Consider the following 25563-nt stretch of genomic DNA (forward strand, 5'->3'; position numbering starts at 1 on the left):
AAAGGCCAATAGGTTCGAGTGTGAACGTGAACGAGCCGGTTAGCGGTTGTTCGCTCGCTTGAGGGCCGCTCCCTCATCGGTCTCCGGGCACAGGCCGGGTACGAGGCCCCGGTCGTGGGCCCAGGCGATGATCGCCTCCAGTGGCATCGGGCGGGCGATGCCGAAGCCCTGAGCCGCGTTGCATCCGTAGTCGCGCAGCCGCGCCAGGGTGGCCGCGTCCTCGGCCCCCTCGGCGACCACCTTGAGGCCCAGGTCCCGGGCCAGGCTGATGCTGGCGCGGGTAATCTGCTCGTCGACCGGGTGCTCCAGCATTTGCCGTACAAAGGCCTGATCGATCTTGAGAGTCGTCACCGGCATACGTTTGAGGTAGGCCAGCGACGAATAACCGGTGCCGAAGTCGTCGATGGCGAGTTCCAGTCCGGCCTCGGTCAGGCGACGCAGGGCCCGGATCACCTCGTCCGGGTCCGCCATCAGGGCGGTCTCGGTGAACTCGAGTTCCAGGGCGCAGGGTGGAAGCCCCGAGACGCGAACCTTCTCCAGCAGACGATCGGCAAATCCGGGGTCGAGGAAGTTGCGCGCCGAGATGTTCACGCTGACGGGCATGTCCAGGCCTTCGGCGCGCAGGCGGGCGATGTCGGCCAGTGCGAGATCAAGGACCCGGTCGGTGAGGCTGTGGATCAGTCCGGTGCGCTCGGCCGATGGGATGAACCGGTCGGGAGCGATGCGGCCGCGAACCGGGTGTTCCCAGCGTAGCAGGGCCTCCAGGCCCATCACCTGAGCGCTCGCGAGATTGATCTTCGGCTGGTAGTGCAGGCTTAGCTGGCCGTCGTCCAGTGCGCTTTGCAACTCGCCCAGGAGTTCCACGGTGTACAGGCTGTGCTCGTTGCTGCGGCGGTTGTAGCTGCGATAGCGGCGCCCCGAGTGACTGGCCTCGTGCATCGCCATCCAGGCCTTGGTCAGCAGTCGGGAGGGTTCATCCTGTTCGTGAAAGGGGAAGGAGGAGACGCCCGCGTGGGCCCCGAGGTAGACCGGGATCTCGAAGACCTCGAAAGGTGTTTGCAGGCATTCGATCGCGGCGCGTGTGACGGCGAGGGTCTCTTTGCGGCTGCGGTGCGGCAGGATCAGGGCAAAGTGATCGTCGTGAATGTGGAACACGGTCGCCCCGGCGGGCTCGGCCACTGCCTGCAGGCGCTCGGCAATGGATCGCAGCAGCGGACGCTCGGCGGCGAAGCCCAGGGCGCCAATGCTGTCCGGGTAGTTGTCCATCTGCAGGCTGATGACGAACACGCGGGTGGCGGCGGTTTGCGGGGCGTCGGCCTGGTGCATCAGTTGCCGGGCGTATTGTTCCAGTGACTCGCGATTCGGCAGGCCGGTAACCGGATTGTTGTAGGCCTGTTCCAGAAGCCGTTCCGAGTGGCGGCGCAAGGTGTCGAACAGCCAGCCGGAGAATCCCCCGAGGACGATGTAGATGCCGGTGCGCGTGAGCCAGTTCAATGCGGGTTGAGCCGCCCCGGTGGCGGTATCCAGGGGCATGAGCGGCCCCAGGAGCAGCCCCGCCAGCAGCCCGAAGGCCAGCCCGCCCCACAGCCCGAACAGGGCGGCCCCCAGCAGCACCGGGATGAGGATGAAGTTGAGGTAGGCAGTGGAGGTGCCGCCGGTCTCGTATACGATCAGCGCGACCAGCGCCATCAGGAGCGGGACGGCAGCGGCCCCGGCGAGTCGCCAGCCTCCGGGGATCCCCTGTGAGCGGGCATGTGACCAGGTGGAAAACGGGGTCGGCGCCATTCCGGTTCCTTCGGTTTGTGCCATTCGGGTGCCGCCACGGTTATCGACGTAGTGGGCCGGTTTGCGTGCAGGGGCGGGAATCGCCGCGTCGCGAGAAGTGGTCGCTGTTGCCGGTCGCGGGGGCTTGGTAGCATTCCTCGACCAGGGTTTCCCTGATTGTCTGGAACCTTCTACTTGGCGGAGCGGCATGGCCGATCGGCGTTTGCAGGTCTTTCTTACGGTGGCACGGTTGCTGTCCTTCACCCGCGCCGCCGAGGTGCTGCACATGACGCAGCCCGCGGTCACCTTTCAGGTGCGCCAGTTGGAGGAACAGCTGGATACCCGACTGTTCGACCGCAACCACAATCGAGTCACCCTGACCGATGCCGGACGGCTGGTACAACGATATGCCGAACGCATCTTTGATACCTATGGCGAGATGGAGGCCGCGCTGCGCGAACTGAAGGGCGCGGACGGCGGGGCGCTGGTGATCGGCGCCAGTACCACGGTGGCGGAATACATGCTGCCGGCGCTGCTGGGTGCATTCCGCCGCGAGCATCCGGATATCGGCATACGCCTGCGGGTGGGCAATACCGAGAGTGTCGTGGTGATGGTCGAGGAGGGCAGTGTCGATCTCGGCATCGTCGAGGCCCCGGTGACCCACCGCAGCCTGCAGGTCCAGCCCTGTCTGGTGGACCAGCTGCGGCTGATCGTGCCGCCGGAACACGAGCTGGCCAGGCGCGACACGGTGACCGTCGCCGACTTCATCGAACGCCCATTCATATGCCGCGAGGAGGGTTCCGGGACCCGCGAGGTCATCATGGAGTACCTTGGGCGCGCCGGATACGACCGCAGCAGTCTGCGCGGCTGCATGGAACTGGGCAGCCCGGAGGCAATCAAGGGCGCGGTGGTGGCCGGCATGGGGGTCTCGGTGCTGTCCGAGGCGGTGGTGGCCAAGGAACTGGCCCTTGGCGAACTGGTGGCGTTGCCGCTGTCGCCGCCGCTGGAACGGCCGATCTCGCTGGTGCATGCGCGGCAGAAGTTCCGCGTACCCACGCTGGAGGTGCTGATGCAGTTCCTGCGCGGGTACTGCACCGGTCAGCGTCCGCTCGCCCCCGCATCAGAACTCAAACAGGATTGACGTGACATGAAGAACTACTGCGTGGTGCAGCATACCTATTCCGAGTTTCTCGGCCTGATCGAGTCGCAGCTGGAGAAGCGCGACATCGGCTTCTCCTACTACCGACCGTTCGTGGGTCAGGACCTGCCGGGCTCCGCGGCCCAGTTCGACGGGCTGTGGCTGCTGGGCGGCGCCTGGCCGACGGCGGATCACGAGGAGAATCCGCAGGTCCCGGACGAGCTGTCGCTGATCGATATCTTCCGCCGCTCGAAGCGTCCGGTGGTGGGCGTCGGCATGGGCGGGCTGCTGGTGGCCGAGCAGGCCGGTGGCACGGCGCACGAGGACCCGATGTACCGCGCCCGCTTCGTGACCGCGCACAAGACCGCGGCCGGGGAAGGCGACGCACTGGCCGAGGCCCTGGATGGCCGGCGGGTGCTGCAGCTGGTCAACGGCCGCGTCGACCTGCCGGAGGACGTGCAGCCGATCCTGGTGGACGACGACGGCGACTGGCTGGCGATCCGGCCGGACGAGCTGACCTATGGCATGCTGTTCCGACCCGAGGTGAAGCCCGGGATGCTCGAGGACATCATCATGGAGGCGCGGCACAATCCGCCGCCGAACATGGGCGAGCTCCTGGGCGAGGCGCGCATGGAATGGGGCGAGATGCAGAAGGTGACCGAGGACGTGCTGGTGGCCCTGGTGAAGACGCTGGGCCTTATGCAGGAACGCCGCAAGATGCCGGTGTTCAGCCTGAAGATCGAGGACGAGGGATGATCCCACCCCTGGGCATGGGCAACGAGGGGGGCCTGTCCGGGGGCGATCTCGGGTCGGTGCTCGGCGGTGCGCGCAAGAAGGGCCGGGAGGACCCGGCCAAGGCGATCGCCGAGATCGCCGCGCGGCTGTCGACCGAGGATCAGGCCAGCCTGCTGAAATTCGCCCGTTTTCTGGAGCAGGAGTCGCCGGCCCCCGCGCCGGAACCGGTCCCCGAGCCGGAGCCGATCCCGCGTCCGGAGAGCGAGTCCGTCATCAAGGCGATGCGCCGGCTTTCGGCGACCTATCCCATGCTGGATCGCTCCAAGCTGCTGAACGAGACCTCGGCCCTGATGGGCCAGCACGTGATGCAGGGGCGCCCGGCGGTGGAGGTGATCGACGAGCTGGAGGTGGTCTTTCGGACTCATTACGAGAAGGCCGTCGTCCAGGATCCGACCCGACAGACGGATGCCGACCATGACGAGGCGCCGGGAGGGGCCTCGCAATGATCGATATCCTGCGCCAGTGGTACCAGCGTCATTTCACCGACCCGCAGGTGGTGATCCTGGCGTTTCTGCTGCTCGCGGGATTCCTGATCATCGTCTTTGCCGGGCGCATCCTGGCGCCGCTGCTGGCTTCGCTAATCATTGCCTACCTGCTGGAGGGGGCGGTGCGCAAGCTGGTCTTTTTGCACATCCCGCGCATCCTCGCGGTCACCCTTGTGCTGTTGGCCTTCCTGGCGCTGACGGTGGCGGCGCTGTTCAGCGTGGTCCCGCTGATGTCGGCCCAGGTGACCCAGCTGGTGCGCGAGCTGCCGGGGATGATCTCCGAGGGCCAGAACCTGCTGTTGCAGTTGCCCGAGCGTTACCCGCAACTGATCAGTGACGATCAGGTGTTCGAGCTGATGGGGGCCATTCGCGCCGAGGCGACCCTGCTGGGGCAACGCGTGGTGTCGTTCTCGCTGTCCTCGGCACGGCACCTGGTGGACGTGGTGATCTACCTGATCGTGGTCCCGCTGATGGTGTTCTTCATGTTGAAGGACCGCGATCTGATCCTGAACTGGATCCGCGGCTTCATGCCCCAGGACACCCACCTGGCCAGCGAGGTCTGGACCGAGGTGAACCTGAAGATCGCCAGCTACGTGCGCGGCAAATTCATCGAGATCGTGATCGTCTGGGCGGTCACCTTCCTTACCTTCAACTGGTTCGGGCTGGAATACGCCGTGCTGTTGTCGTTCATGGTGGGCATCTCGGTGATCATTCCGTACATCGGCGCGGCCGTGGTGACCATCCCGGTGGCGGCGGTCGCATACTTCCAGTTCGGTCTGAGCTCCGAGTTCGCCTGGGTACTGATTGCCTACGGGGTGATCCAGTTCATCGACGGCAACGTGCTGGTGCCGCTGCTGTTTTCGGAGGTCGTCAACCTGCACCCGGTGGCGATCATCGCCGCGGTGTTCGTGTTCGGCGGCATCTGGGGGCTTTGGGGGGTATTCTTTGCCATCCCGCTGGCGACGCTGGTACATGCGGTGATCAAGTCCTGGCCGCGCGCCCAGCGGCCGCCGCCGGAGTCCTCTGGAGAGCCGGCGGCCGCCGCGGCCGAAGCCGCCACCAAGTAGCCCGACATCCCTGATCGCCGGCCCGCCCGTGTGCGGGTTCGGCGGTCTGCCCGTGACATCAAGAACAAGAAGAACGCATGACCGGAACCGAGATCCTGATGAACGTGACGCCCCAGGAGAGCCGAGTGGCCCTGGTGGAGAATGGCGTCCTGACCGAGCTGCACCTGGAGCGCGCCCGCCGCCGCGGGATCGTGGGGAACATCTACAAGGGCCGCGTGGTGCGGGTACTGCCGGGCATGGATGCGGCCTTCGTCGATATCGGGCTGGAACGCACGGCCTTTCTGCATGCCTCCGACGTGGCCCCGGTGGAGCGCGAGGAGCTCAATGGCAACGGCCCGTCTGCCAGCGACGCCCCTGCGGCGCCCGTGGCCGGCGGCAATGGCACCGGCACGCCGGCCCCGGTGGTGCGCGAGGGTATCCGCGAGCTGCTGCGCGAGGGGCAGGAGGTCCTGGTGCAGGCAGTCAAGGACCCGCTGGGCTCCAAGGGCGCGCGGCTTACCACCTATATCACCCTGCCGTCGCGCAATCTGGTGCTGATGCCGAACCAGTCCAATGTCGGTGTGAGTACGCGCATCGAGGACGAGGGCGTGCGCGCACGGCTGCGTGCATCCATCGAGCAGTTGCGTGACGAGCTGGCGCCGCAGCACGGCTTTATCGTGCGCACGGCCGCAGAGCTGGCCGACCACGAGGCCATGTATAACGACACGGCGTTCCTGAAGAAGGTCTGGGATACCCTGCAGGAGCAGGCTGTCGGAGCCCCGCCGGGGACCGAGGTCTACGCCGATCTGCCGCTGGTGGAGCGCATCCTGCGCGACATGGTGGGGGGCGATATCGAGCGTATCCGCATCGATTCGCGCGAGACCTATCAGAAGGTCTGCGGCTTCGTCGAGCGCTACCTGCCGGAGCTGATCGGCCGGATCGAACACTATCCGGGCGAGCGCCCGATCTTCGACCTGTTCAACGTCGAGGAGGAGATCCACCGTGCCCTGGAGCGCAAGGTGGAACTGAAATCCGGTGGCTACCTGATCTTCGACCAGACCGAGGCGATGACCACGGTGGACATCAACACCGGCGGTTTCGTCGGCCATCGCAAGCTCGAAGAGACCATCTTCAAGACCAATCTGGAGGCCGCGCAGGCGATCGGTCGCCAGCTGCGCCTGCGCAATCTCGGCGGGATCATCATTATCGATTTCATCGACATGCAGGACGACGAGCACAAGCGCCAGGTGATCCGCGCGCTGGAAAAGGCCCTGGAACGCGATCATGTGAAGACCCAGACCTGCGACGTGTCGCCGCTGGGCCTGGTGGAGATGACCCGCAAGCGCACCCGCGAGAGCCTGGAGCACCAGATGTGCGAGCCCTGCCAGGTGTGCAGCGGGCGTGGCTATCTGAAGTCGGCCGAGACGGTGTGCTACGAGCTGTTCCGCGAGATCCTGCGCGAGGTGCGTCAGTACGATGCGCGCGAGCTGCGCGTGCTGGCCTCGCAGAACGTGATCGACCTGTTGCTGGACGAGGAATCCGCCAGCCTGGCCGAGCTGCAGAGCTTTGTCGGCATCCCGATCCGCTTCCAGGTGGAAACGCTGTACACCCAGGAACAGTTCGACGTGGTCTTCGTCTGATCTACAAGTAGATTAAGTAGACAGGCACCCGGTCCCCGTCTCCGTCAGGGAGGAAGAGGCGCGAAGATGAATCGCCAGTGCGGACCCAGCACGGATACGGGTCCCGGTCGGCCGGGCGGGTCGGATTGCGCCTTCCCGGTGGAGAAATGAGACGCCTGTCACAACTCCTGAGGGTGGCGCTGGGCGCCCTCCTGGCGCTGATCATCGTGATCGTGCTGCTGCGCCTGGCGCTTCCGCACTGGGATGGCCTGCACGCCTGGGTGGAGGATACCGCCAGCGAGCAGCTCGAGCGCGAGGTCACGGCCGCAGGGATCGAGCTCGGTTGGACCGGCTGGTCGCCGGCGCTGGTGGCGCGCGATGTCCGCGTGGCGATGCCGGATGGTGAACCGGTCGCCATCGACCACCTCGGGGTCGCGCTGAGCGTCGGGGCCAGTCTGCGTAGTCGCCATCCATCCTTCACAGTGCATGTTCGGGGCGTCGAGCTGCGCTTGGTACGCCACGCCGACGGACGCTTTTCCCTGCACGGTCGCGAGCTTGGCATGGGCGAGGGCCGCTTGTTCACGCTCCCCGTGGAGCAGTGGCCGGATGTCGAGGCCGAGGCCATCCGGTTGGTCTGGGACGATCGCAGCGCCGGCCTGGAGTCCGATGCGCGACTGGACCGGGCCGCCCTGCGCACGGCGCATGACGGGTCGCTGCGAATGCACCTCGAAGGGGTGCTGGAAGGCGAGGCCGCGGGCGGGCACTTCGAATTGGGGCTGAAGGCCCCCGCTGCGGATTTGCGTGATGCGCGCTTCTTCCTGCGGGCCGATGCGGTCGACCTGACCGCCTGGCAGCCGTGGCTGGCCTACCTCGGCTGGCCCGCGCCCGAGGGCACGGCCGCACTGCGTCTGTGGGGCGGACTCGACGACGGGCGCATGGCCTGGCTGCGCGGGGAGCACGAAACCACCCTCAACCTGGCCGGGGAACCGGTCGGCCCGGCCATCGGACATCGTTTCGACTGGCGGGTGCAGGAGGATCGCCACCGCTCGTCCTGGAGCGGGACCCAGCCCGGTTCCGGCGATCTGCGACTCGCCTATCGCCTGGAGGGCAAGCCGGAGGGGCTGGTGGTGGACGCGGTGGAAATGGCCGCGCGCGATCTCGAAGTGGAACCCTACGCGCCGCTGCTCACGCTGCTTGAGGATGCGGCGCCCGAGTTGGCGGAGCGGATCGCGGACCTGCATCCGCGCGGCACCCTGGACTTCGCCCGGCTGGAGGCCCGCCGCGAGGATGGCCGTCTGCAGCCTGTCTGGGCGGAGGCCGATGTGCACAACCTTGGCTGGCGCGCGGGGGATCACGGGCTGGGTGTGCAGGGCGCCTCGGGCTATATGCAATGGCGCCGTGGCGGTGTGGAATTGCTGCTGGACAGCCGCGACCTGCAGATCGACCTGCCGCGTGTGCTGGCCGATCCAGTGCCGCTGGATACGGTGCGTGGACGGCTGCGTGCCGAGCGCGATGACGCCGGACACTGGCGCCTGGCGGGCGAGGGCCTGAATGCCGCCAATGCCCATGCCGCGGTTCGCGGCCGCCTGCGGGTGCTGCTGGATGGTCACGCGGCCGGACCCCGGGTCGATATTGCGATGGACATTCTGCGAGCCGACGGTGATCACACCGCGCGCTACCTGCCGCTTTACCACCTGCCGGACAACACCTACCAGTGGCTGGTGGACAGCATCGTTACGGGCACGTCCTCCGGCGGCGGCATGGCCTATCGCGGGCGCGGGAAAGACTTCCCGTTCGCCGGCGACGAGGGTGTGTTTGATCTCTGGGCGGATGTCGAGGCGGGCATCCTCGACTATCAGGAGGGCTGGCCACGAGCGGAGGATCTCAGTGGCCGGCTCCTGTTCCACAACGCGAGCTTCCGCGCCGAGGGTGCGCGCGGGCGCATTCTGGACACCGAGGTGCGCGACACCCGGATCGGGATCGAGGACATGGAGCATGCGGTCCTCGAACTGGAAGGCACGGCAGAGGGGGATGCGGCGGATCTTCTGGCCTACCTGCGCCAGGCCGAGCTGCTGGAGGAGGCGGCCGAACTCCGTGACCAGGCGCGGCTGGACGGGCCGACCCGGCTGGGTCTGTCGCTGAACCTCCCGCTGCAGGCGGGCCGAATGGCCGAGACCCGTGTCGCCGGTGATCTGGACCTGCGGGGGATCCGCGCCGAGGTCTCGGGCTGGCCGACCATTCTCGAGGCCGTGGAGGGACGGGTCCAGTTCGATACCGGGGATCGCGTGACGGCCGATGGGGTCACCGCGCGGGTTCACGGCGAGACGGTGACGCTGGGGGCGGACTGGCCGCTGGATGGCGAGACGGCGCGGTTGACGGCGCGCGGTCCGCAACCCCTGGCCCCGTGGCTGGAGGACTTACCGGAGCTTGCGCCCTATCTCGACGGGGCGGCGCACTGGGATGCCCAGCTGCGCTTGGGGCCGGCGGTGGACGGGGTTCGTCTGGAGTTGCGCTCGGACCTGGTCGGGGTCGCGATCGACTGGCCGGAGCCGATCGGCAAGTCCGCGGCGGCGGCCCGCGAGCTGGAGCTGGCACTGCCGCTCGGGCATGACGGCGCCGGTATCGGCCACCTGACGCTGGGGCAGGTCCTGCGCGCACACCTGCGCCTGTCACCGGCGGCCGCGCCCGAGGACCCGGCCGTACGGGGTGCCGAGCCGCGTACGGCGGCGCGCGGGATCGGGTTGCAGGCGATGGCGCTGGAGATCGGCGCGCCGTGGGCGGGTGCCCTGGCCTTGCCGGGGGAGGGGGTCTCGGTGCGGGCGCGCCTGCCGGAGTTGGCGGTCGACCCTTGGCTCAAGGCCCTGAGCGAGGCCCCCTGGGGCGGCGATGTGGATCTGGGCGCGGCCAGCCAGAATGCCGGGGAAACCGCGGGAGCGGTCGCGTTGACCCGCCTGGAACTGGATATCCGCGACCGGATCCGCTGGGGCGAGCAGGACCTTCCCGGTGTGCGCTTTCTCGGGCGACGCGGGGATGCGGGCTGGGATCTGGAGGCCACTTCCGACTGGCTGGCGGGCGAGGCACGCTGGCGCCCGATGGGTGCGGGTGGGCACGACCGCTGGGAGGCGCATGTGCGCCACCTGGTCCTGGAGGATCTTGAGTGGGACGGCGAGCCGGACCCCGATCCCGGGGTGAAGCCCGTCGCAGTCGGGGGCTTCGAGGACCCGCGCGTGTGGCCGGCCGTGGACTTGACCCTCGACAGCCTGGCGCTGGGGGATTACCGTTTCGCGGACATCGAGCTGGGGCTGGAGCCGCAGCCGAACGGTCTGGTCGTCCGGGACCTGGAGCTGCGGACCCCGGAAGGTGACCTGCACGCAGACGCCGTCGGGGTCTGGCGGGTGACCACCGGCGGTCTGCCGGAGACGCGCCTGGACGTGAGCCTCTCCGGCGGTGACTGGGGCCGGGCGCTCGAGTCGGCGGGGTTGTCGCGTGCGATGGTCGGGGGGAGCGGTGACGGTTCGCTGTCGCTGACCTGGCCGGGCCCTTTGTATGCCCCGCGCCTCGCGCAGCTGGCGGGCTCCATGGAACTCTCCCTGGAGGACGGACGTCTGGCGGATGTCGAGCCGGGCGCCGGCCGCCTGCTCGGCCTGGTGAGCCTGGACGTGTTGCCGCGGCGGTTGCGGCTGGATTTCCGCGACGTGTTCACCGAAGGCCTGACCTTCAGCGAACTGATCGCGGAGGCGACACTGCGCGATGGTGATCTCTACGTGCCGGCGCTGCGCATGGAAGGGCCCTCGGCGCGTGTACGCCTGAGTGGTCGCACCGGGCTGGTGGCGCGCGACTACGATCACGAGATCGTGGTGGTGCCCAGCCTGCGTACCGCGCTGCCGATTGTCGGGGCGCTGGTGGGCGGGCCGGTGACCGGGGTCGTGGTGCTGCTTGCGGAACGCGTGCTGGGGATTGGGGATCAGATAGAAGAGGCGGCTCGTGTCGAATACTCGGTGACGGGCCCCTGGGACGACCCACAGGTACGCGTGCTGGTACAACCGGCCGCGGGAGCCGATGGGGCTGACAACGACTAACGCCGGCAAGATCGGCGTTGCGGGTGCCATAGCCGGCCCCGGTAACCAGATGATCGGAGCGACATGACTCAGGTAGCGGCCATCCAGATGGCCTCCGGACCCCAGCCCCAGGCGAACCTTCTGGAGGCAAAGCGACTGCTGCAGGAGGCCGCCGACAAGGGCGCCCGCCTGGCGGTTTTGCCGGAGAACTTTGCCTTCATGGGCATGCAGGACACCGACATCCTCGGGATCGCGGAGGTGGCCGATGGTGCCGGCCCGCTGCAGGCGTTCCTTGCGGAGCAGGCCCGGCGCCTGGGGTTGTGGATTGTTGGCGGGACCATCCCGCTGCAGACCCCGGGCTCCGAGCGGGTGCGTTCGGCCTGTCTGGTGTTTGACGACCGCGGGCAGCAGGTGGCGCGTTACGACAAGATCCACCTGTTCGATGTGTGCCTGCCGGACAGTACCGAGGCCTACACCGAGTCGAAGGTCTTCGAGCGGGGTGAGCAGGTGGTGGTCGTCGATACGCCGGTGGGGCGCATGGGCCTGGCGATCTGCTATGACCTGCGCTTCCCCGAGCTGTTCCGGGCCCTGCTGGACCAGAATGCGGAATGGGTCGCCCTGCCGGCGGCCTTCACCGCCCAGACCGGACAGGCGCACTGGGACGTGTTGCTGCGGGCGCGCGCAATCGAGAACCAGTACTACATGTTGTCGGCGGCCCAGGGCGGCTTCCACGTGAACGGCCGCGAAACCTACGGCCATAGTGCGCTGGTGGACCCCTGGGGTCGGGTGGCCGGTCAGTTGCAGCGCAACCCCGGGGTACTGCTGGCGAATCTGGACCCGACCCAGGCCGCGCGCATCCGGAGCAGCTTCCCGGCAGTGGACCACCGCCGACTGCCGTGCCCCGGGGCCATCTGACCAGGAAGCGTACCCCCTGGATACCGCGTTTTCCGGGCCGGGGTGGCGATATACCCGCAACGGCCGCGCGCTTGAAAGCGAACGGCGTGCCCCAAGCTCCATACTGAAGGCCGACAGCTGCTCCCCCATGATGGACACGGAACAGCGGATTTACGGAACCCGAGAGGACTTCATGATCGACCGCCTTGCGCAACAGACCCTGCTCGACCCCGCCGGTCTCGGCGAAAGCGAGCTGAGCACCCTTCTGGGGACCACCTTCGGTCACGGTATCGATGGCGGTGACTGCTACTTCCAGTTTTCCAGCCAGGAGGGCTGGTCGCTGGAGGATGGCCTCGTGAAATCCGCCAGCTTCAACATCGAACGCGGCGTTGGCATCCGTGTGGTGCGCGGCGAGCAGACCGGGTTCGCCTACTCCGACGACATCGCGATGCCGGCCATGCTGGAGGCCGCGAAGACCGCGCGCAGCATTGCCAGTGCCGGGCAGAGCGGGCGCATTGCGGTTGCCTCGCGCGCGTCCTCGCGGCCGGCGCTGTACGCCCCCGACAATCCGCTCGATTCGCTGGGCGAGCAGGCCAAGATCGACCTCCTGAAGGAGGTCGATGCCGTCGCCCGCGCCGAGGATTCCCGCGTAACCCAGGTGATGTGTTCGCTGGCCGGGGTGCACGAGGTGGTGCTGGTACTGAATGCCCGCGGCGAGATGACCACCGACGTGCGCCCGCTGGTGCGCCTGAACGTCCAGGTGATCGTCGAGCAGGGCGGGCGCCGCGAATCCGGCACCTCCGGAGGCGGTGGTCGTCACGGCTACCAGTACTTCCGCGAGGATGGCCGCGCCGCCGGTTATGCCCGCGAGGCGGTGCGCCAGGCCCTGGTGAATCTCGATGCGCGCGACGCGCCGGCCGGCAGCATGAAGGTGGTGCTCGGGCCCGGTTGGCCGGGCATCCTGTTGCACGAGGCGATCGGCCATGGGTTGGAGGGCGACTTCAACCGCAAGGGGACCTCGGCCTTCTCCGGGCGCATCGGCGAGCAGGTGGCGGCCAAGGGCATCACCATCGTCGACGACGGCACCCTGGAGGGCCGCCGCGGCTCGTTGAACGTGGACGACGAAGGCAATCCGACTCAGCAGACCGTGCTGATCGAGGATGGCGTGCTGCGCGGCTACATGCAGGACGAGATGAATGCCCGCCTGATGGGTACGCAGTCCACCGGCAATGGCCGCCGCGAGTCCTACGCCCGGCTGCCGATGCCGCGCATGACCAATACCTACATGCTGGGCGGCGACGCCGATCCGGAAGAGATCCTGGCCTCGGTGGACGACGGCCTGTATGCGGTCAACTTCGGTGGTGGGCAGGTGGATATCACCTCCGGCAAGTTCGTGTTCTCCGCCTCGGAGGCCTACCGGGTGGAGAAGGGCAAGGTGACGTACCCGGTCAAGGGTGCGACCCTGATCGGCAATGGCCCGGATGTCCTGACCCGGGTGTCGATGATCGGGAACGACATGAAGCTCGATTCCGGCGTCGGCACCTGCGGCAAGGAGGGCCAGGGCGTGCCGGTCGGCGTGGGACAGCCCACGCTGCGTATTGACGGCATGACCGTGGGCGGTACCCAGGCAGCCTGAGGGCTGCGGGGCCCGATGCAACCAAGGAGGCACAGATGAATCTCGATTTTCTCGAACAGGAACGTTCCCTGCCGGAAGGGCATGGCCACGACAAGATCGTCCAGTGGCATGTCTTTCGCGCGCGCGACAAGGCCGAGCAGTTCGCCCACCACGTGGAGCTGAGCGAAGGCCAGGACTTGGTGGGTGGCTGGACGCGTGACAGCGTCGGCATGCTCTACTGGGTCGGTGTGCACGTCGACGACCTGGAGCGCTGGGGTAACGCCGGCGCGGTCCACAAGCACGGCGCCCGGGTCGACTAGTCATCCCTTCCCCGGGCCATCCGGCCCGGGGTGTCCTTGTATCGCCCCCAGATCAGTCATCGAGTAGCGGAACCCTGCATGAGTACATCTCCCGAACGCGCCATCCCGGAACCCGTGTCCCAGGAAGACGGGGTCCAGGCCCTGTCCCATTCGCCGGACTCCCTGCAGACGAGGGTTCAGCGCACGCTGGAGGCCGCGCGCGAGCGCGGTGCCTTGGACGTCCAGGCCGTGGTCAGTCACAGCGTCGGGCTGGAGTTGGGGGTGCGCAAGGGCGAGATCGAAACCCTGGAGCACGAGCGTGACCAGAGTCTTTCGCTGATCGTTTATTTCGGCCAGTCCAAGGGGGCCGCCTCTACCACCGATTTCAGTGACCAGGCCCTGATCGACACCGTCGAGGCGGCCTGCCGCATCGCCCGCTACACCGAGCCGGACCCGTACGCCGGGATGCCCGATCCCGCGTTCAAGGCGAGCGAGTGGGACGACCTTGACCTGGATCACCCCTGGGGCTGCAGCGCCGCCGAGGCGACCGAGCTGGCCCGTACCATCGAGGCCGCCGGCTTCGCGGCGGATGAACGGATCGAGAACTCCGAGGGTGCCAGCGTCAGCACGCGGCGGGCCATTGCGTTTCTCGGCGACAGCCAGGGGTTCATGGGCGGGTATCGTAGCACCCGGCACTCCCTGTCCTGCGCGCTGGTGGCGCGCGACGCAGCAGGCATGCAGCGCGACTACGCCTATACCGTCGCACGCCACGCGGAGGATCTGACCGCCGCCGAGCAGGTCGGGCGCGAGGCCGCCGAGCGCACCGTGCGCCGGCTGGGCGGGCGCAAGCTGTCGACCCGCAACTGCCCGGTGCTGTTTGCCCCGGAGATGGCGCGCACCCTGATTGGCAGTTTCACCCGTGCGATCGCCGGTCCGTCCCAGTACCGCGAGAGCTCGTTCCTGCTGAACGCCATCGGCGAGAACGTGTTCCCCGCGTGGATGCAGATCGAGGAACGCCCGCAGACGCCGCGCGCGCTGGGTAGCGCCCCGTTCGACGGGGAGGGCGTGCGCACCCGCAACCGCCCGCTGATCGCCGACGGCGTGCTGCAGAGCTATACCCTCGACAGCTACGCCGCGCGGCGTCTGGGCCTCGAGGCCACTGGCAACGCCGGGGGTGCGCGCAACGTGACCGTGGCCCCGGGCGACAAGGACTTCGCCGCCCTGCTGGCCGAGATGGGGACCGGTTTCCTGGTCACCGAGCTGATCGGCCAGGGCGTGAATCCGGTGACCGGCGACTATTCCCGCGGGGCCGCCGGCTTCTGGGTGGAAAACGGCGAGCTGCAGTATCCGGTGGAGGAGATCACCATCGCCGGCAACCTGAAGGACATGTTCCAGCGGATGGCGGCCGTGGGCACCGATGTCGACCGCCGCGGCAACATCCACACCGGCTCCATCCTGATCGAATCCATGACGGTGGCCGGCGACTGATCCTGGGTGGTGAGGCCAGCCTCGGGACCATTTCCGGCTGGCCGTGCCGGGCAGGGTGGGGGTCCTGGGTGGGTTTCGCAAACGGGACTTGCCCTGCGGACCCAGGCAACCGCCGGGGGTGCGGCGGGGATCCCCTGGCCTGGCACCGGGCCCTGTATATCGGCGCTTTTTTTGTGATTAACTAGGCATCCTTACGCGTCTGGGCGCCTTGTTGAAGCTTCTTTCGCTATTTCATCCACGTGCCCATGCAAGCGGCCGGTATTCGTTCGCCGCCTTGGTGCTCATGCTGGGCGTGCTGCTGTCGCTGCTGGCGGCGGTGCAGGTCAAGAAGTTGCTGGATGGCGAGGCGGCCGATCGGTTTGCCTTCGCCGCCGATCAGGTCACGATCCGCATCGAGGAACGCCTGGATGCCTATGCCCTGGTTCTGCGCGGGGCGGCCGGGCTGTTCGATGCCTCCGACGCGGTCACGCGGACGGAATGGCGCGATTACGTGCGCAAGTTGCGCGTCTCCGACACCCTTGAAAGGGTGCTGGGGATCGGCTTTACACGCCTCCTGCGGCCCGACGAGCTCGAGTCCCATATCGCAGAGATTCGCGCCGAAGGGTATCCGGATTACACCGTGCATCCCCCGGGTCCGCGCGATATCTACACCTCCATCGTGTTTCTCGAACCGTTTGATGCCCGTAATCAGCGGGCCTTCGGCTATGACATGTTCTACGAGTCGGTGCGCCGCGAGGCGATGATTCAGGCCCGCGACACCGGTCGCGCCGCGTTGTCCGGTCGGGTGCAGTTGTTGCAGGAGACCGGGGACGATGTGCAGGCCGGAACCCTGATGTATGTACCGGTCTATCGCGTGGAGATGCCGACCAGCACGCGGGCGCAGCGTGCGGAGGCCCTGAAAGGCTGGACCTACAGTCCCTACCGCATGACGGATCTGATGACCGGCATCCTCGACGACTGGGAGTTGATGGAAGGCGAGGCCGTGGGGTTGCGCATCTATGACGGCCCCGAGGTGGATTCGGAGGGGTTGCTATTCAGCAACAGCGAGATCGACTCCGGGGCGCCCAGCCGGTTTGCCCAGTCCCGGGAGGTCAATTTCAACGGGCGCATCTGGTCCCTGCAGTTCGATCATCAGAGTCCGCAGGAAGCGGTGGCCTATACCACCGCCTGGGCGACGCTGGGCGCGGGGCTGTTGCTGAGCGGCCTGCTGTTCGGATTGATCCTGTCCATCTCCGGCACCCGGGTGCGGGCGGAGCAGATTGCTGCCCGCCTGACGGAAGAACTCAGGGAGCAGGGAGAGCAGCTGCGCCAGAGCGAATACCGCTGGCGCTTTGCCATCGCGGGCTCCGGCGGTGGCCTCTGGGACTGGGACATCGCACAGGACACGATGTACTTCTCCCCCCGCTGGGCGGAGATCATGGGGGTGGAAGAGTCCGCCCTCGGGACTTCCCTGGACGAGTGGGAAAGACGCGTCCATCCGGATGATCGTGTGGCTGCGACGTCTGCATTGCGGGACTATCTCGAGGGTCGCCGGGCGCGTTACGTGAACGAGTACCGGATGCAGCACGAGGATGGCCGCTGGATCTGGATTCAGGACCGTGGAATCGTCGTCAGCCGTGCCGAGGATGGGCGTCCGTTGCGCATGATCGGTACCGATACCGACATCACCGAGCGCAAGAATGACGAACTGGCGCTGCGAGCCGCGCACGCCGAATCCCAGCGTTTCCGCGCCGCACTGGATTACGTGTCCTCCTACATTTACATGAAGGACACAGAGGGCCGCTACACCTTTGCCAATCACGCCGGCCTGGAGCTGTTCGGTGTGACCCCGGAGGATCTTCCCGGCAGTGACGACAACCGGTTCTTTCCCCCGGAAACCGTACGCCGGTTGCACAAGATCGACCGCCGGGTGCTCTCCGGTGAGCAGACGACCGAGGAGGTCGAAGTCGTCGATCCTGCCGGTCAACGCCGGGTTTACCTGGAGATCAAGGCCCCGATTCGGGACGAGATCGATCCGGAACGGATCGTCGGGCTGCTGGGCATCTCGACCGATATCACCACCCTCAAGGATCACGAGCGACAGCTGGAACGGATCGCGCATTACGATCCGTTGACCGGCCTGCCCAATCGCGTACTCCTGGCGGATCGTCTGCATCAGGCCATGGCACATTCGCAACGCCATGGCGAGCGCCTGGCGGTGGTCTACCTGGACCTGGACGGATTCAAGGCCATCAACGACACCCATGGTCACGCCGCCGGGGACCGGATGCTGGTGGAGCTTGCGGCGCGCATGAAGGGCGTGATGCGCGCCGAGGACACGCTTTCACGCCTGGGGGGTGACGAGTTCGTCGCGGTCCTGGTGGGTGTGGACAGTGTCTACGCCTGCGGGCCCTTGCTGAAACGTCTGCTCGGGGCTGCCTCGGAGCCGGTACGCATCGACGACGACCGGCTTCAGGTGTCCGCCAGTCTGGGGGTGACCTTCTACCCCGAGGCCGGCCAGGACCTGGAGGCCGACCAGTTGTTGCGCCAGGCCGATCAGGCAATGTATCAGGCCAAGCTGGCCGGCAAGGGGCGTTTTCACGTGTTCGATGCCGAGCGCGACCGGACGGCCCGCAGCCATCACGAGACCATCGAGGACATCCGTCGCGCCCTGGGGGACGAGGAGTTCGTGCTGCACTATCAGCCCAAGGTGAACATGCGCACGGGCGAGGTGATCGGGGTCGAGGCCCTGATCCGCTGGCAGCACCCCGAGCATGGCCTGTTGCCGCCTGCCCGCTTCCTGCCCGAAATCGAGAATCATCCTCTGTCCGTCGAGCTGGGGGAGTGGGTCATCGAGCGGGCCCTGAAACAGATGGAAGAGTGGGGGGCCGAGGACGGCCCGGCCCTGGAGGTCAGTGTCAACGTGGCGGCCTTCCAGCTGCGCCAGATTGACTTTGTCGAACGCCTGCAGCTGCTCCTGGAGGCGCATCCGGAAATCGCGCCCCGGCGCCTGGAGCTGGAGGTCCTGGAGACCAGTGCACTGGGCGACATGGTCGAGGTGACCCGGCGTCTCGAGGGCTGCCGTGCATTGGGTGTCGCCGTGTCGCTGGACGATTTTGGTACCGGCTACGCCTCGCTGACCTACCTCAAGCGTCTGCCTGCGGGGACCGTCAAGGTCGATCAGAGCTTCGTGCGCGATATCCTGGAGGACCCGGAGGATCTGGCCATCCTGAACGGGGTGATGAGTCTGGCCGAGGCCTTCGGACGCCGGGTTATCGCCGAGGGTGTCGAGACCCTTGAGCATGGCGACATGCTGCTGTACCTCGGCTGTGACCTGGCCCAGGGCTACGGTATTGCTCGTCCCATGCCGGCGGATCGGATCCCGGGCTGGGTGAGCGACTGGCGGCCAGCGACGCACTGGGCAGGGCTCTCCCGCATTGGTCGCGAGGACATGCCGCTGATGTATGCCTCTGTTGCCCATCGCGCCTGGGTCATGCGGGTGGAGGCCTACCTTCGCGGCCAGAGCCCGCAACCACCGCCGCTCGCCGAGGACCGGGAGGGATTGGTACACAGCCTGGAGCATTCAGGGCTGCTTTCCCCGGCCGAGCTCGCGACCCTGCTCCAGCGGCATCAGGAGATCCACGAACTGGTCGGGGAGCTGGTGCGACTCCGCGAACGGGGTCAAGGGGAACGCGCGCTTGTTCGGTTGGACGAGCTGCATGCGCAGCGTGATGGTTTGCTGGATACGCTCTCGGGGCACCTGGGTTCGGCGCGTACATCGTAGCCCTGGGTGCTGGGTGCTGGGTGCTGGGTGCTGGGTGCTGGCGGCGGGCTGGCCGGCAGAAAAGGTCGACCACGGAGCGGCTCGCCCGGCGGCCAATGGCGGGCTTACAGTGAGGGAGCAAGAGCGTGGCAGGCAGGAGGGGGATGGATCATTCAGGCGCATCCAGGGGGGCGGAGCGAGGGTCGCGCGGCGCTTGCTGGAATGTTGAGCCGCAAGCGTCGGGCTGCGCGGAGCGTAGCCCTGTGGGAGTACAGCGGTGAACTTCTTCGCGCAGCAGGAGCAGACGCAGCGCAGGACCCGCTGGTTGCTGGCGCTGTTTGCCCTGGCCGTGCTGGTGATCGTCGGGGCTCTGGGCTTGATCGTCTGGGCCATGGGGGGCGGCACCGCGGCCATGGCCTGGGTCATGGGGATAACCGCGGGGCTAATCGTTCTTGCGAGCCTCTACCGCGCCTGGCGGCTGCGTGATGGCGGTGGCCGCCTGATCGCGCTGGAAATGGGGGGCGTCCGGGTTGAAGGCCATCCCGCGGACCCGCAACAGCGGCAGCTGCGCAACGTGGTCGAGGAGATGGCCATTGCTTCCGGGGTGCCGGTACCCGAGATCTACGTGCTGGAGCAGGATCTGGGCATCAACGCCTTCGCCGCCGGCTTTGCGTCGAACGATGCGGTGATCGCCGTGACCCGCGGTGCGCTGGACAGCCTGGAGCGCCCCGAGCTGAAGGGTGTGGTCGCGCACGAGTTCGGGCATATCCTCAATGGGGACATGCGCCTCAACATGCGCCTGATCGGAATCCTATACGGGATCGAGATCCTGGCGCTGCTGGGGCAGGGCGGGCTGGCGCGGCGCCGGCGTCGACACAAGGGCGACATTGCCGATACCGGGGTGGGTGTGCTCAGCGTCACCCTGATCGTGGTGGGCTATGCCGGGCTGGCCCTGGCGCGCTGGATCCGGGCCGGCATCTCGCGCCAGCGCGAATACCTCGCGGATGCCCATGCCGTGCAGTTCACCCGCGAGCCGGACGGCCTGGCCGGTGCGCTGAAGAAGGTCGCGGCCCGCTATGCCGGGCTGAATGGCAATACCGAGGAGATCACTCACATGCTGTTTGCCAGCGACGCGATCGGCCAGATCTTCGAGACCCATCCACCCCTGCTGGATCGCATCCGCACCTTGCAGCCGCATTTCGAGCCCCGGGATCTGCAGCGCCTGCGCGACCAGCTCAATGCCCGGGTGCGGCAGCGGGCGCACGAGCGCGCCGTGGACGGCATGCAGCGCGAACGCGAGGGGCGCCTGCCGGGCGCCGAGGCCGTGGGGGATGCCCTCGGCGGCCACCCGGCACTGACCCATATTCTCGGTGCCGGCATGTTGCTTGCTGCGATTCCGGGGCCGCTGGCCTGGGCCGCGCGCTCGGATGCGCGGGCGATCGAGGTGGTCTTGTATCTCCTGTTGCATGCGGACCTGGATGTGCGCGAGCGGCAGCTGATGATGATTGCCGAGGCGTTGGGGGAGGCGCGCGGAGAGGCCGTTCGTCGTTTGCAGACAGCGGAACCTGCGCTGCGCGAGGACCTGCGCCTGCCGCTTCTGGAGCTGGGCTTCCCGATGCTGCGGCGGCTTTCAGCCGAGGAGCGCGCGCGCCTGCAGGGGCTGGTCGAGCGGCTGATTCATGCCGATGGCCGGGTGGCGGTATTCGAGTATGCCCTTGGGCGCATGCTTAGCCGCCAGCTGCGGGATGTGCAGGATCCTGCCGCGGCGGCCCGCCCCAGGACTGCCACGCTGGATGCCCACAAGGAGAGCGCGCATTACCTGCTGGCGGTGCTGGCCCACCATGGCCATCCGGACGCCCCGGCGGCGGCGCGGGCCGCGCTGACCGCCGGGATTGGCAGCCTGGACGGGGCGCTGCCGCTGGCGGTGGAGATCCCCGAGGCCCTGACCGGGGCGGCCGGTGCGCGCGCATGGGCGAATGTGCTGGACCGCGTGCTGGAACAGCTGGATACCCTGCGCATGCGCGACAAGGACTCGCTGATACGGGCGATGGTGACCACCGTCAGCCATGGCGGTCAGGTGGTGCCGGCCGAGCTCGAGCTGCTGCGAGTGATGGCGGCGTCGCTGCACGTCCCGCTGCCGCTGGCAACGGAGGGGGTGTTTGATGGTTTGGCGTAGCGGGCGGCCTGGGCATGAGGGTGCGGCCGGTGTCCCTCGAGGCGCGTTGGTTCTGGCCGAAAATGCCTTGAAACCGCTTCCACGTGGGAAATAAGCACCTGAATCCAAATTAAAATCCGACTCAAGCGGCGGATAACAAACGATTTTCCGGGCGCACATCAAGAAAATCCGAAAAAACACTTTCAATCGAGAGCGGTTTGGGAGGACAATGGCTGCGAGGTAACGGTAACAGGCTCCATGCAGCACCAGGCGACACCCCGAAAGGGGCGTTAAGATTCGCAGTTCCGGTCCCGGTTGGTTTGGGGCCGCGTAGAATCACGATCAAGTTCCATCGTCGTTCGGTTGCCCTCCAGTCTCTCCTCCCCTCGAAAACCCAATCTATTATGAACAAGCAGAGGTAACCGAAATGGCTACAGGTACAGTGAAGTGGTTTAGCGACGAAAAAGGCTTTGGCTTTATTACCCCGTCTGATGGCTCCAAGGACGTTTTCGTCCATCACAGCGCCATCCAGGGTAGCGGCTTCAAGTCGCTGGCAGAAGGCCAGAGCGTCTCGTTTGACGTCGAGCAGGGCCAGAAGGGCCCGGCCGCCGCGAACGTCGAAGCTCAGTAAGACAACCCCGGCGCGCAAGCGCCAGGTTGAGAGAGCCCCGCCTAGTGCGGGGCTTTTTTTGTGCGCGATTCTGGCTGCAAGTCGGGACGGGCGTCGTCGCATGGACTTGGCGAGGCAGAACCACGATAGAACGTGTACAGGGAAGACCTTTTTTGTGTGGCGCAGACCGGGCAACGTGCTACGGTTCCCGCATGATCGCTGGATATCGTCAAACCCGCGTCCGGATGCGCCGCGCCGGCCGCGCATGGCCTCGCTGGATCGCGGTGTTCGGGGTGCTGCTGGCGCTGGTCGTGGGGAATGTGGCTGCGGCCCAGGGCCCCTATCGCGCGCCTGCAGCGATCCCGGGTACCCAGACCATCGAGGCCTCCGAGGCCTGGGCGCTGTTCCGCGCGGGCGTGCCCTTCGTGGACACGCGGCTGCGCGCGGATTTCGAGGCGGGGCGAGTGCCAGAGGCCCGCAACCTGACCATCATGCGCGACCCCGATGACGAGCGGAATCGTTTTACCCGGGAGAACCTGCTGGAGTTCATTGGCGAGCTGGACGCCCCGGTGGTGATGTACTGCAACGAACGGGACTGCTGGCGGACCGAGGCGGCCACGCGCCGCGCCCTCGGATGGGGCTTCACCAATCTCTACTACTTTCCCGGCGGCTTTCCCGAGTGGATCCGCTCCGGCTATCCCTTCGAATAGCCGCGTGGGCGCCGCAGACGCACATTCCGGCAAGGGTATACGGCTCCAGACGGTCCTGACCGCAGTCATGTTCGCCGGGCTCCTCGTGCTTGCCGGGACCCTTGCGATGGGCACGCACCTTGCGGTCAATCAGGCGGAGCAGCGCCTCGACCGGCTGGGCGTGGAGGGCCAGTCGGCCGCCTGGCGCCAGACCCTGGCGAACGAGTGGCAGCGCATGCGCGCCGAGGCGACCGCGGTGACACGCAACGAGGCGCTGATTGGCGCCATGCGTGCCGACGCGGGCATCAGCACCTACGCGGACCCGCTGTACAACCGCCTGCGCTCCGGCGGGATCGCGGACCGGATCGTGGTCCTCGATGCGCAGGGCACGGTGCGTTATGACTCCGACGGCAACCGTGGCGAGCGCGTGCCGCTGGCGGAGGCGGCGCTGGCGGACGGGCGCTTCCACGAGGGGCTGCATCATGTGCCCGGCGAGCGAATCTATGCCGGTCTGGCCATCCCGGTCTATCGTGGCGGGAATCCCATCGGCAGTGTCGTGCAACTGCGCGATCTGTCGACCTCGGCGCTCGAGTCCATGGCGGAGGCGATCGGTGGTCGTGCCGCGCTGCTGGATGGTCGCGGGCCACTGGCCCTCACCGCGCCATTCTCGATGTCCCTTTCGCTGAGTGGGCGACTGCAGGAGCAGGCAGCCGCCGGGCGCGTGGAACTGGATGGTCGGCATTCGCAGGTGGTCTATTTGCCCCTAACGCCATACGCGGCCGAGCGTCCGACCGCCAACGTGGTCCTGTCGCGTGACCTGACCGAATCGGTCGCCACCCAGAACCTCATCAATGCGCTGACCTATGCGGCTGCCTTCCTGGTGCTCGTGCTGATCGCGGGCGGGTTGTACCTGTGGCTGGGTCGCACCCTGCGGCCGATGCAGCAGGCCATGAAGACCCTCGACCGGATCGGCCATGGAGAATTCCACACGGATCTGCGCGTTGACTCCCGGGTGACCGAGATCGCCCGCTTGCAGCAGGTGACGCAGACCATGGCGCAGCGCCTCGGCCGCATCCTGGAGGTCGAAGAGGAGAACGCCCGCCTGGCGTTTCGCGATGCGCTGACCGACCTGCCCAACCGGCGACTGTTGCTGGAACACCTGGAACACGCCATCCATACGGTCAACCGGACCCGTCGGCATGCCGCATTGCTGCTGATCGACCTGGACAACTTCAAGACCCTGAACGACACCTGCGGCCATTCCGCCGGAGATCGCCTGCTGCAGGCCCTGGCCCAGCGCTTCACCGCGCGACTGCGCGACCAGGACATCGTGGCACGCCTGGGCGGCGACGAGTTCGTGGCCCTGCTGGAGGAGCTGAGCCCCGATCGTTCACAGGCGGGGGTCGACGCCCAGCGCATCGCCGGCGAGCTGCTGAAGGCGATGCGCGAACCGGTCCGGATTGATGACATCGAGCATGTGATGTCCGGCAGCATCGGGATCACCCTGTTGCCGCGTGGCTACGATACGCCGGAGGAGTTGCTCAAGCAGGCCGATTTCGCCATGTACCAGGCCAAGCACCAGGGCCGTAACGCGGTGCGGTTTTACGACCCGGCGATGCAGCGGACCCTGCTGCGCGAGGCGGAGCTGGAGCGCAACCTGCGCCAGGCGCTGGGGCGCGAGGAACTGGTGATCCACCTGCAACCCCAGGTGGACCCGGAGGGACGGATCCTGGGTGCCGAGGCATTGATGCGCTGGCCGCAGCCGGACGGAACGTGGATCTCCCCGGGCGAGTTCATCCCGGTGGCGGAGCACACCGGGCAGATCCTCGAGATCGGCCGCCTGGCGCTGCTCCAGGCCTGCCAGACATTGCGTGCCTGGCAGGGCCGGCCAGGGCTGGAGGATCTGCCGATCTCGGTCAACCTGTCGCCGCATCACTTGCGCCAGGCGCGCCTGATGGACGAGGTAACGGGCATCCTGGAGGAGACCGGGGCCGCTGCCCAGCGGCTGCACATCGAGGTGACCGAGAGTGTGATGGCGGATGCCTCGCCGCAGCTGATTGCCAATCTGGAGGCCCTGCGGGCGCGCGGGGTGGCACTGGCGCTGGACGACTTCGGGACCGGGTATTCCTCGCTTGGCTATCTCAAGCGTCTCCCGCTGGATGTGCTCAAGATCGACCGTTCCTTCGTCCAGGACATCGAGCACGACGCGGACGACGCCAACATCGTGGCGACGATCGCGGCCATCGCCCACAACATGGGCCTGAGCCTGATTGCCGAAGGTGTGGAGAACGAGGCCCAGCGTGATTTCCTCGTGCGCCATGGCTGCCAGCGCTTTCAGGGCTACCTGTATCACCACGCCATGCCGGTCGCCGATTTCGAGGCCCTGGTGGCCGATGGGCCCGGGCGAGCGAACCAGGCGGACCGCGAACCGAGAGGACCGACGGAATGACAGAAAGCACCCAGCGCGGGTGGCGGGCACTCCTGCTCGCCGGATGGATGATGGGGGCCGCGACCGGGCCCGTCGTCATGGCTCAGGCAGGGGAGACTCCAGCCCCCTGGGGCGCGCGGCTGCGCCGGTGGAACAGGATTACCAGGGTCTGCAGGCCGTGTACGACGTGACCGCCGGGACACCGGAGGCCCTGCAGAACGTGCTCGACCACGCGGCCTACCTGAGCCGGATGGTCGAGGACGACCCCTTCGACAGCCACATCGTCCTGGTGGTCCATGGCGGAGCGCTGGACCTGTTCGCACGCGAGCATTTCGCCGCGCACGAGCAGCTGATGACGCGTGCCCGCGGGCTGACCCTGAATGGCGTGATCGAATATCGCATCTGCCAGGCCGGCGCCGCTCGTCGCGGCTACGTCCCGGAGGACTTCCACGGCTTCGCGAGCGTCGTCCCGATGGCCGATGCCGAAATCATCCGCCTGCAACAGCAGGAAGGCTACGGGTACATGCGCTAGTGGGCCATGCCCGCGTCGGCGCTCCATGTTGTGCGCAGGGTGGACGCGGTCCTACCGGCCCGTTGCCACCCGTGGTACGTCACTCCGGGTCGAGGAACCCAGGACATCAAACCCGCACCTGATTAGCAACGAGCGTCAGCCAGGCTCAAGGGTCGTGCGGGCCCGGGTGTCCAGCCGCCCCCTGCATCGTCATCCCGGAAACCGCG

The 25563-nt window shown here is 67.2% G+C and carries 16 protein-coding genes and 1 pseudogene; 16 read left to right on the forward strand and 1 reads right to left on the reverse strand.

Annotated elements, in window-relative coordinates; translation table 11 throughout:
- Nucleotides 1-39: 39 nt before the first annotated feature.
- The gene (locus tag G333_RS0112120) at nt 40-1785 is read right to left on the reverse strand and encodes a bifunctional diguanylate cyclase/phosphodiesterase (RefSeq protein ID WP_019628566.1); all 1746 of its coding nucleotides are present in this window, start codon (nt 1783-1785) and stop codon (nt 40-42) included.
- Between the two features lie 187 nt (nt 1786-1972).
- On the opposite strand from G333_RS0112120, the gene G333_RS0112125 reads away from it, so the two are divergent.
- The 16 genes and pseudogenes from G333_RS0112125 (at nt 1973) to G333_RS0112200 (ending at nt 25357) form a co-directional block, all read left to right on the forward strand.
- Nucleotides 1973-2905: a LysR substrate-binding domain-containing protein gene (locus G333_RS0112125; protein WP_019628567.1), complete on the forward strand. Its 933-nt coding sequence runs from the start codon at nt 1973-1975 to the stop codon at nt 2903-2905.
- Between the two features lie 6 nt (nt 2906-2911).
- Complete coding sequence (locus tag G333_RS0112130; RefSeq protein ID WP_018143934.1) at nt 2912-3658, forward strand: type 1 glutamine amidotransferase; 747 nt, start codon at nt 2912-2914, stop codon at nt 3656-3658.
- Complete coding sequence (locus tag G333_RS0112135) at nt 3655-4143, forward strand: hypothetical protein (RefSeq protein ID WP_018951101.1); 489 nt, start codon at nt 3655-3657, stop codon at nt 4141-4143. Before G333_RS0112130 ends, G333_RS0112135 begins: the two co-directional genes overlap by 4 nt.
- Nucleotides 4140-5249, forward strand: a complete 1110-nt coding sequence (locus tag G333_RS0112140) for an AI-2E family transporter (RefSeq protein ID WP_018951100.1) — start codon at nt 4140-4142, stop codon at nt 5247-5249. Before G333_RS0112135 ends, G333_RS0112140 begins: the two co-directional genes overlap by 4 nt.
- Before the next feature lie 77 nt (nt 5250-5326).
- The gene (locus tag G333_RS0112145) at nt 5327-6868 is read left to right on the forward strand and encodes an Rne/Rng family ribonuclease (RefSeq protein WP_018143931.1); all 1542 of its coding nucleotides are present in this window, start codon (nt 5327-5329) and stop codon (nt 6866-6868) included.
- 146 nt (nt 6869-7014) lie between these two features.
- Entirely contained in the window at nt 7015-10926 is a 3912-nt protein-coding gene (locus tag G333_RS0112150) for a YhdP family protein (protein WP_038038361.1), read from the forward strand.
- Between the two features lie 63 nt (nt 10927-10989).
- Nucleotides 10990-11820 carry a carbon-nitrogen hydrolase family protein gene (locus tag G333_RS0112155; protein WP_019628569.1) on the forward strand — a complete coding sequence of 277 codons (831 nt, stop codon included), beginning with the start codon at nt 10990-10992 and terminating at the stop codon, nt 11818-11820.
- Between the two features lie 172 nt (nt 11821-11992).
- Nucleotides 11993-13435: a metalloprotease TldD gene (tldD, locus tag G333_RS0112160; RefSeq protein WP_026340960.1), complete on the forward strand. Its 1443-nt coding sequence runs from the start codon at nt 11993-11995 to the stop codon at nt 13433-13435.
- 35 nt (nt 13436-13470) lie between these two features.
- Entirely contained in the window at nt 13471-13734 is a 264-nt protein-coding gene (locus G333_RS0112165) for a hypothetical protein (protein WP_018143927.1), read from the forward strand.
- A gap of 78 nt (nt 13735-13812) precedes the next feature.
- On the forward strand, nt 13813-15201 hold the full coding sequence (pmbA, locus tag G333_RS0112170) for a metalloprotease PmbA (protein WP_019628571.1): 1389 nt from the start codon (nt 13813-13815) through the stop codon (nt 15199-15201).
- Nucleotides 15202-15484: 283 nt separating this feature from the next.
- Nucleotides 15485-18964 carry an EAL domain-containing protein gene (locus tag G333_RS0112175; RefSeq protein ID WP_019628572.1) on the forward strand — a complete coding sequence of 1160 codons (3480 nt, stop codon included), beginning with the start codon at nt 15485-15487 and terminating at the stop codon, nt 18962-18964.
- Between the two features lie 256 nt (nt 18965-19220).
- Nucleotides 19221-21119 carry a M48 family metalloprotease gene (locus G333_RS0112180; RefSeq protein ID WP_019628573.1) on the forward strand — a complete coding sequence of 633 codons (1899 nt, stop codon included), beginning with the start codon at nt 19221-19223 and terminating at the stop codon, nt 21117-21119.
- A 406-nt stretch (nt 21120-21525) separates the two neighbouring features.
- A complete protein-coding gene (locus tag G333_RS0112185) occupies nt 21526-21729 on the forward strand; it encodes a cold-shock protein (protein WP_018143924.1) in 204 nt (67 codons plus the stop codon).
- A gap of 224 nt (nt 21730-21953) precedes the next feature.
- Nucleotides 21954-22418 (forward strand): rhodanese-like domain-containing protein, encoded by a 465-nt coding sequence (locus tag G333_RS0112190; RefSeq protein WP_018951092.1) that lies wholly within the window; start codon nt 21954-21956, stop codon nt 22416-22418.
- Between the two features lie 67 nt (nt 22419-22485).
- Nucleotides 22486-24846, forward strand: a complete 2361-nt coding sequence (locus G333_RS0112195; RefSeq protein ID WP_019628574.1) for a bifunctional diguanylate cyclase/phosphodiesterase — start codon at nt 22486-22488, stop codon at nt 24844-24846.
- 50 nt (nt 24847-24896) lie between these two features.
- Nucleotides 24897-25357, forward strand: a pseudogene (locus G333_RS0112200) (hypothetical protein).
- The last annotated feature ends 206 nt before the right edge of the window (nt 25358-25563 follow it).

The sequence above is a fragment of the Thioalkalivibrio sp. AKL10 genome, assembly GCF_000381845.1.
Classification (GTDB): domain Bacteria; phylum Pseudomonadota; class Gammaproteobacteria; order Ectothiorhodospirales; family Ectothiorhodospiraceae; genus Thioalkalivibrio; species Thioalkalivibrio versutus.